At 64.5% G+C, this 6,067-nt stretch carries 10 protein-coding genes and 1 pseudogene; all 11 read right to left on the bottom strand.

Annotated elements, in window-relative coordinates:
- A partial coding sequence (locus tag CRO48_RS26360) for a phage tail length tape measure family protein (protein WP_176526907.1) occupies nucleotides 1–650 on the bottom strand: 650 nt, incomplete at its 3' end.
- 80 nt (nucleotides 651–730) lie between these two features.
- A pseudogene (locus CRO48_RS33560) lies at nucleotides 731–883 on the bottom strand (hypothetical protein); the annotation flags it as partial.
- Between the two features lie 152 nt (nucleotides 884–1,035).
- On the bottom strand, nucleotides 1,036–1,449 hold the full coding sequence (locus tag CRO48_RS26350; protein ID WP_097142747.1) for a hypothetical protein: 414 nt from the start codon (nucleotides 1,447–1,449) through the stop codon (nucleotides 1,036–1,038).
- 51 nt (nucleotides 1,450–1,500) lie between these two features.
- Nucleotides 1,501–2,427: a phage tail tube protein gene (locus CRO48_RS26345; protein WP_097142746.1), complete on the bottom strand. Its 927-nt coding sequence runs from the start codon at nucleotides 2,425–2,427 to the stop codon at nucleotides 1,501–1,503.
- Between the two features lie 2 nt (nucleotides 2,428–2,429).
- Complete coding sequence (locus CRO48_RS26340; RefSeq protein WP_097142745.1) at nucleotides 2,430–2,615, bottom strand: hypothetical protein; 186 nt, start codon at nucleotides 2,613–2,615, stop codon at nucleotides 2,430–2,432.
- A 1-nt stretch (nucleotide 2,616) separates the two neighbouring features.
- Complete coding sequence (locus CRO48_RS26335; protein WP_097142744.1) at nucleotides 2,617–3,039, bottom strand: phage tail terminator protein; 423 nt, start codon at nucleotides 3,037–3,039, stop codon at nucleotides 2,617–2,619.
- Nucleotides 3,036–3,602, bottom strand: a complete 567-nt coding sequence (locus CRO48_RS26330) for a phage virion morphogenesis protein (RefSeq protein ID WP_097142743.1) — start codon at nucleotides 3,600–3,602, stop codon at nucleotides 3,036–3,038. The genes CRO48_RS26335 and CRO48_RS26330 overlap by 4 nt, the downstream gene beginning before the upstream one ends.
- On the bottom strand, nucleotides 3,602–4,033 hold the full coding sequence (locus tag CRO48_RS26325) for a gp436 family protein (RefSeq protein WP_097142742.1): 432 nt from the start codon (nucleotides 4,031–4,033) through the stop codon (nucleotides 3,602–3,604). The genes CRO48_RS26330 and CRO48_RS26325 overlap by 1 nt, the downstream gene beginning before the upstream one ends.
- Nucleotides 4,033–4,749: an HI1506-related protein gene (locus CRO48_RS26320; protein ID WP_097142741.1), complete on the bottom strand. Its 717-nt coding sequence runs from the start codon at nucleotides 4,747–4,749 to the stop codon at nucleotides 4,033–4,035. The genes CRO48_RS26325 and CRO48_RS26320 overlap by 1 nt, the downstream gene beginning before the upstream one ends.
- 96 nt (nucleotides 4,750–4,845) lie before the next feature.
- Nucleotides 4,846–5,100: a hypothetical protein gene (locus tag CRO48_RS26315; RefSeq protein WP_097142740.1), complete on the bottom strand. Its 255-nt coding sequence runs from the start codon at nucleotides 5,098–5,100 to the stop codon at nucleotides 4,846–4,848.
- Nucleotides 5,101–5,169: 69 nt separating this feature from the next.
- Nucleotides 5,170–6,063: a Mu-like prophage major head subunit gpT family protein gene (locus CRO48_RS26310; protein ID WP_097142739.1), complete on the bottom strand. Its 894-nt coding sequence runs from the start codon at nucleotides 6,061–6,063 to the stop codon at nucleotides 5,170–5,172.
- Nucleotides 6,064–6,067 lie beyond the last annotated feature (4 nt).

The following is a 6,067-nucleotide window of genomic DNA, read 5'->3' as shown; positions in this document are numbered from 1 at the left end:
ACGGTCAAGGGCGTGATCAGGCGGGCCGCGCCGCCGGCAATCGTGCCGAGATCCTTCAGGGCCGCGTTCACGCCGCCCTGGCCGGCATACAGCTGCAGGATCTGCGGACCCTGCTGGGCGAAGATCATCGCCGGGTTCATGCCCATGGCAGCGGTCTGGCCGATATCGAACAGTTGATAGGACAGGTTCTGCCGGCGGAACTGATCATTGCGAGACGAGCCGCCAAACATGCCGGGCAGACCGTCGCGGCCTTTCACGGCGGCGATGGTGCTGAGAGCCATCTGACGCTGACGGCTCATCGCCGCGGTCATCTCGTCGGCCGAGATCGCCGCCTGGGCATAGGCCGTCCGGATCTCGGTGATTGCCTGCTTATAGTTCCGGATCGCCGCGTAAGTCGGATTGTACTTGGCCCGCAGGTTGTCGAGCGCCATGCCTTCCGATGCGAGAATGCCGGTCCAGGCGCGGGCGTTGTTGTTCGCCGGGCCGGTGTGGAGGCCCACCGATGCGTTGATCAGGCGCTGGAGTTTGCTTTCGGCCGTGGCGGCCGCATTGCCGATGCCCTCGACGGCCTCGGACGCGCGCGTGCCGCCCTGCACGGCCTGGGAGGCATCGATTTCGACTCTGGCAGAGATCCGCAGCGGCGAGGTCATGCGTCCACCTCATTGAGGACCGGCAACGCCGCATCTGCCATGGCGAGGATGTCTTCGAAGACGTGTGCCGGCGCGTCGAGCCGGCGCAACGTGACGTCCACCGCCGTGTGGTCGAGGCCGAGGAAGACAAGCGTCGTGGCAATGCCGGCCATGCTGCCGCTGACGGCCGGCACGACGCGCCACTGCGATGCGCAGGCTAGGAAGGCAGAGAAGGAGGGCCAGTTGCATTCCATGATTTCGAAGACTTCCTCGGCGTCGGGTTCGACAGGGGAGACGTTGACGTTCAGTTCCCGGAACTGCTGCAAAAGGTCATCGTCAACGGGGGCTGGCTTCGTTCGGTCGGGCCGGTCGGTGCGGCGGCGAGCCCAAGTCGCCGCCGCCTCTGTCAGTTTCCCAACCGTGCCTTTCCACTGTCGATGGCTTCGGCGTAGGCGGCGTTGATCGCCTCGCGGACGGAATTGCGCTTCAGCGCGAGAAGAAGGCTTTCGTTCGTGAAGGGCAGGACGTTGCCGTCGTCGTCCAGAACGCCGCGCCAGTTTCGGATGCTGCGCTGGAAGCTCTTGGTGTTGTGCTCCTCGAGGCGGCGCTCGAGCTCGCGCAAATTCTCGCCGCCCGTGCTGTCCTTGACCACGTCGAGGATGGCATCGCGCTCGCGGGCGAGTTCTTCGGCCTGGGCGCGATCAAGGATCTCGAATTCGATCTCGAAGGTGTGCTCTGCGAACTTGCCGGGCTTTTCCGGGTCGGGTTCGTACACTTTAACCGGCCACCAGGCCGTCATCGTCTTGACCAGTTTGAACATCGTTTTCCTCGTTTGAAACGTCTTCGAGGGCCGGCCAAAAGCCGGCCGCCGTCACTTCACGGTGATGGTGAATTCGTCGTTGCCGGCGCTCGTGGTGAACATCAGCGGCAGGGTGTTGTTCAGGATGCGCTGGGTCTCGCCCATCGTCGGCCGACCGATCTGGACAGCAGGCGCGGCAAACTCGACGATATTGCCAGGCGCAGTCCCGTGGACGGCCGCCAATGCGCCGGTGGCGTGGGTGTGGGCGATCTCGAACCAGTTCTTGGCCGAGAGCGCGACCGCCTCCATGATGGCGCTGCCGGTCATCTGGCGATCGACCTGCTGGATGCTTTCATGCCCGATCAGGAACCGTGGCTCGATCTGGTTGCCAAGGTCCATGGTGACGCCTTCGCAGGCGCCGGCAAGGCCGTGGAGCGAGAACGTCGTATTTGCCTTGCTGACGACAACCGGCTTGATGAAGCCGGAGAGGTCGATGGTCGGCAGCGCCGTGTCGGAGATGGTGCCGAGCAGGCCGGTCAGGGTGAAGGCGAAGCGCGGGATCTGCTTCGGCGTCAGGTTCATCGACATGGTGCCGCGCGCACCAAGCAGAACGTGGCGCACGCCATCGGCATTGAAATGTACCGATACCGATTCCTGGCCGCTGGAAACCGGGGTGTACACCACGTCAGTGCCGGCGGTGACCACCTCGGCAAGGCCGCAGCAGCGCAAAAGCGGGCCATAGTTGGGAGCATCGCCGGCCGTACCGGAGCCCGCGATCTCCACTTCACCGGCAAGGGTTGCGTATGTGCCGACCAGAACGACGCCCTGGTGGCCCATGTAGGGCACGACCAGGTCGCGGTTGACTTCCTCGCCAACGGACGGGTTGAAGACGACATTTGTCATCTGCATGGCGTTGGCAGCACCGGTCGGCGCGGCGTCCGTGCCATAGACGGTTTCCGTTTTGACGGTGATTGCGCGGTTGCGGAAGAAACGCGGCATGCTCAGGCTCCCTTCGTGGACTTCTTGCCGAGTGCACCGGCATGGTTGGTGGAGGCGGGGCGTTCATCCGCCTCCACCGCTGGGGACGAGGAGACCCCGGCCGACGCGGAAGTCTCCGCCTTCGGTTCCTCTGTGAACTGGATGCGCTCCAGCCCCTTTTCCGTCTTGATGTACGATCCGCCCTGCATGTCATGCCTCCATGAGGTAGTAGGCTGTGGTGTAGGCGTCCTCGAACCAGACCGTGCCGCCGAGCGCCTGTTGAAGTTCGCCGGCCAGGTGCTCCATGGGTTCGGCATGTTCGGCGTTGGTTGGGGTGAAGCCGATCAGCTTGCGCCGGCAATAGGCCTTGAGGCTGTCGATATCGTCGACGGCGGCGGCGTTGTTCAGCGCTGAGAGGTTTTCGGTGACGATGACGACGCCGATCGTCGCCTGGGTGCGCTGAAGCACGCTGCCGATGCGCTCGCTGGCTGTGGAGCGCTCATCGGAGATGAAGACGAAGACGGCCGGCGTATTCGTCGGGCGGTCTTTCACGTCGGCCAGCTGGGCCGCGCCGCCGGAAATCGCAAACGGAGTGCCCGTCTCCATCAGGCGGTCGATAATGCTCTGGATCATTGGGCGGCCTCGCTTGCCAGCCAGTCTTGGCCGGCCTTGATCATTGCGCGCTCGTCCTGGTCGCTGAAACCGAGGTACGGGCGCGCGGGAATGGCCACGACGTGCTCGCCGATCGTGACCTTGCGTTCTTCCGCGCCCTTCGTGCCGTGGCGGGTGAAGCGGTAGCGGCCGCGGATGCGCTTCAACGACATGCGCTGGCTGCGCGCCCACTGCTGGATTTCGCCGCCGAACTGATGCGGGCCGGCATAGACGAGGTTCGTCCCCACCTCGGCGCTGGTTTCGTCCGATTGCGTCGTAAGGCTCTGATAGAGCCGGGTTGAAACGCGCAGGATATTGGCCGTCCCGCGAACGCGCCGGCCGACGCGGCGCTTCGCCGTGCGCGGCGACAGCGGCTTCCATGCGATGCCCTCCGGGTCCTGCTGCCGCTGGAAGCGGCGCTGGGTCGAAGACAGCATGAGGGCGGCAAACGTTGCCATAAGCTCGCCGGGGTGGCGGGCAGCCGCGACCAGGCGGCCGATGACTGCCGAGGCGGTATCCTGAAGGGTGATCTTGGAGCCGGTCATTACAGGCTCCTCAGGCTGTCGCGGGTGAAGACACGGTTGGGAGCGGACGCCTTGACCGAACCGCCACCGGCCTGGGCGGGCGCCACGCCTTCGGCATCAAGAGCGATGAGGCCTTTCGAGACGTCCTTCAGCCACGCAACTGCCTCGGCATAGGCGCGCTCGACCGGGCCATCCTTTTCGGCCGCCTTGCCGTGCAGGTAGTAGCGCGCGACGTCGCAGGCGATCTTTGTCAGCATCGGCGGCTGCGCCGAGAGCGGCAGGCGATAGACCTTGCCGACGTACCCGTCGATCAGCGCATCTGCATCACTGAGCGCGCGCGTGACGGGTATGTCGTCGATCGTGGAGGCGGGGCGGTTGACCTTGTCGGTGAGCTGGACGAGTTCCGTCTCGCCGAACCGGTCAATAAGCCCCTGTTTCGTGGCGTAGCCCATCAGAGGTACTCGACGGTGATGCCAGGATCATCGATCAGCGCGGCGATCTGTTTGAGCGTCAGTTGGCCAGGCTCAAAGGTCTGGCCCGCTTTCGAAAGCGCGATACCAGCGCGACGGAAGCCATCGCGGGGGCCGGTCACTCGGATCGCAACAGAGTTGACCTTTTCCGTGGACGCGTCCTCGGCTAGGCGCAACCGAGCGATGTAGTCATCCGCCGACATAGAAGAGCCCTGGCTCGCCAAGACCGCGAGAAGGCGCTGCCCGATATCAGCAAAGTGCAACAGCTGCGCCACGTTGTCGGCCGCCGCTGCGACCAGGACGTCGTCAAGCGTGAAGACGGGACCGGCATTCGCGCCGGTCCCTTCCGCCGCATCGCCCTGGGAGGCCTCGGAATAGGTTTGCAATCCCCGCGCAACGGCCGTGATCGCGTCGGCCTTGATCTTCTCCGCCGTCACGCCCCCAACATCAGACGCTTCGAAAACAACGAAGGACGATGCGTCCTCGCCGCCGGACTGCTGCCCGCGATCTGCGAGGCCGGCCGAATTGCCGGCCTCGCCGTTCAGGTCGCTCTCGGGGGGATTGGTCCCGTCCGGCCCGTTGGTGCCGGACGGGCCGCCTTCCGTCTCATTGACGGATACCACGGAAGGCTGGCTGCCGGTTCCGACGCCCTTTGCAGCGTCATCCGCGGCCGGAGTATTCGTCTTGCGCTTGCTCATGTTCTCTTCCCTTCGGAGTTTGCGAAGAGGATCGCTGTCGATCCCCTGCGGAAAATCCGCCCGGCAGAAGCCGGGAGGAAATCTCGGCGCGTTCGCTCAGGCGAAGAGCGATCGGCTTTCGAGACTGAGGCCGTGGGTGCGGTAGCTGTCGCGATAGACCGGCTTCAGCGCGCCGATGATCCGGAACGCGACCAGCTTGGCCGGCGCGAGGAAATGGAAAGCGGCAGCGAGAGGTGCGGCACGGATGAAGCTCATCACGGGCGCCGCCAGCGCTACGGCCACAGGGCCGACGATGTAGGCGACGATGAAGGACAGGCAGCTGCCGACGACGGCAATAAATCGATTGGACATGTTCACTCCTGCTGGCTGTGGAAAGGACCCGCCCGGTTGACCGGGCAGGCTAGTTCGCGGCTGGAGAGGTCAGGCCAGCCACGGAACCTCAAGGATCTCGGCCGTGTTCGCCCACGGGTTGGATTCGCCGCCGTTAACCAGCACGCTCTGGACGATCTTGCGGGCAGCGCCGCCAAGCGCGGGCGGGACGACAAGAAGGTTCGGCACGAGGCCAAGCGGGCGCCCCCTGTCGCCCTTGAACGACATGATCGCGACGCGGGCGGCCTCATAGTTCGCCGCGGTCAGTTCCTGCTTGGACCCGTAAGCGAACTGCCAAAAGCCGAAGCCGACCGCGCAACGGCTGTCGGTGCCGTACTGGAATTCCTTGTTGGTGAAGACGTTGCTGTCGTCCGGATTGTCGCGGGCGACGAACTGCGGCTTCTTGCGCTCCTGGAAGATCAGCGGCTTCAGCGCGCGGTTGGTGCAGAGCAGGAACCAGGGCGTGCCGTTGCCGCCGCCGGAGTTGCTGACGGCGGTGACGGTGCCATCTTCGTTTTCGACCGGGTGATCGGTGTCGAAGAAGTACTGGCCGTCATAGCAGGGCGTGGTGAAGCCGTTTTTCAGGAGCGGCCAGATCAGCGTGTCGGGATGTGCCGCGACGGCGGCGCCCATTTCCTTGAAGAGCGGCGAATAGATGCCGAGGTTATCGTCCTCGATGTCGTCGCGGTCGACGCCTATCGTCTGCTCGTAGCTCTTGTTCGGCAGTGAGTAGTCGAACTCGGAGATGTTCTGGACTTGCCGGGGACCGATCCACTCGCGCATGCCGGGGATCTTGCCGAGCCAGCCGTATTTGTTCTCCTTCGTGGCGGAGGGAACGACGGTGGCGATGCGGGCATAGAGCGAGGGAGCTTCGGACAGGCCCTGCTGGAAGTTCGTCTTGAAGCCGACGCGCAGGCCGGCAAGGTTCTGACTATTGATGATCATGTGA

This window comes from Rhizobium subbaraonis, from assembly GCF_900220975.1.
Classification (GTDB): Bacteria; Pseudomonadota; Alphaproteobacteria; order Rhizobiales; family Rhizobiaceae; genus Mycoplana; species Mycoplana subbaraonis.
Note: the sequence above shows the minus strand (reverse complement) of the source record. Positions and strands in the feature narration are given on the sequence as shown.

Coding starts and splice junctions, on each gene's coding strand:
- CRO48_RS26350 (WP_097142747.1), bottom strand. CDS start 1,449: ATGTTCAAACTGGTCAAGACGATGACGGCCTGGTGGCCGGTTAAAGTG.
- CRO48_RS26345 (WP_097142746.1), bottom strand. CDS start 2,427: ATGCCGCGTTTCTTCCGCAACCGCGCAATCACCGTCAAAACGGAAACC.
- CRO48_RS26340 (WP_097142745.1), bottom strand. CDS start 2,615: ATGCAGGGCGGATCGTACATCAAGACGGAAAAGGGGCTGGAGCGCATC.
- CRO48_RS26335 (WP_097142744.1), bottom strand. CDS start 3,039: ATGATCCAGAGCATTATCGACCGCCTGATGGAGACGGGCACTCCGTTT.
- CRO48_RS26330 (WP_097142743.1), bottom strand. CDS start 3,602: ATGACCGGCTCCAAGATCACCCTTCAGGATACCGCCTCGGCAGTCATC.
- CRO48_RS26325 (WP_097142742.1), bottom strand. CDS start 4,033: ATGGGCTACGCCACGAAACAGGGGCTTATTGACCGGTTCGGCGAGACG.
- CRO48_RS26320 (WP_097142741.1), bottom strand. CDS start 4,749: ATGAGCAAGCGCAAGACGAATACTCCGGCCGCGGATGACGCTGCAAAG.
- CRO48_RS26315 (WP_097142740.1), bottom strand. CDS start 5,100: ATGTCCAATCGATTTATTGCCGTCGTCGGCAGCTGCCTGTCCTTCATC.
- CRO48_RS26310 (WP_097142739.1), bottom strand. CDS start 6,063: ATGATCATCAATAGTCAGAACCTTGCCGGCCTGCGCGTCGGCTTCAAG.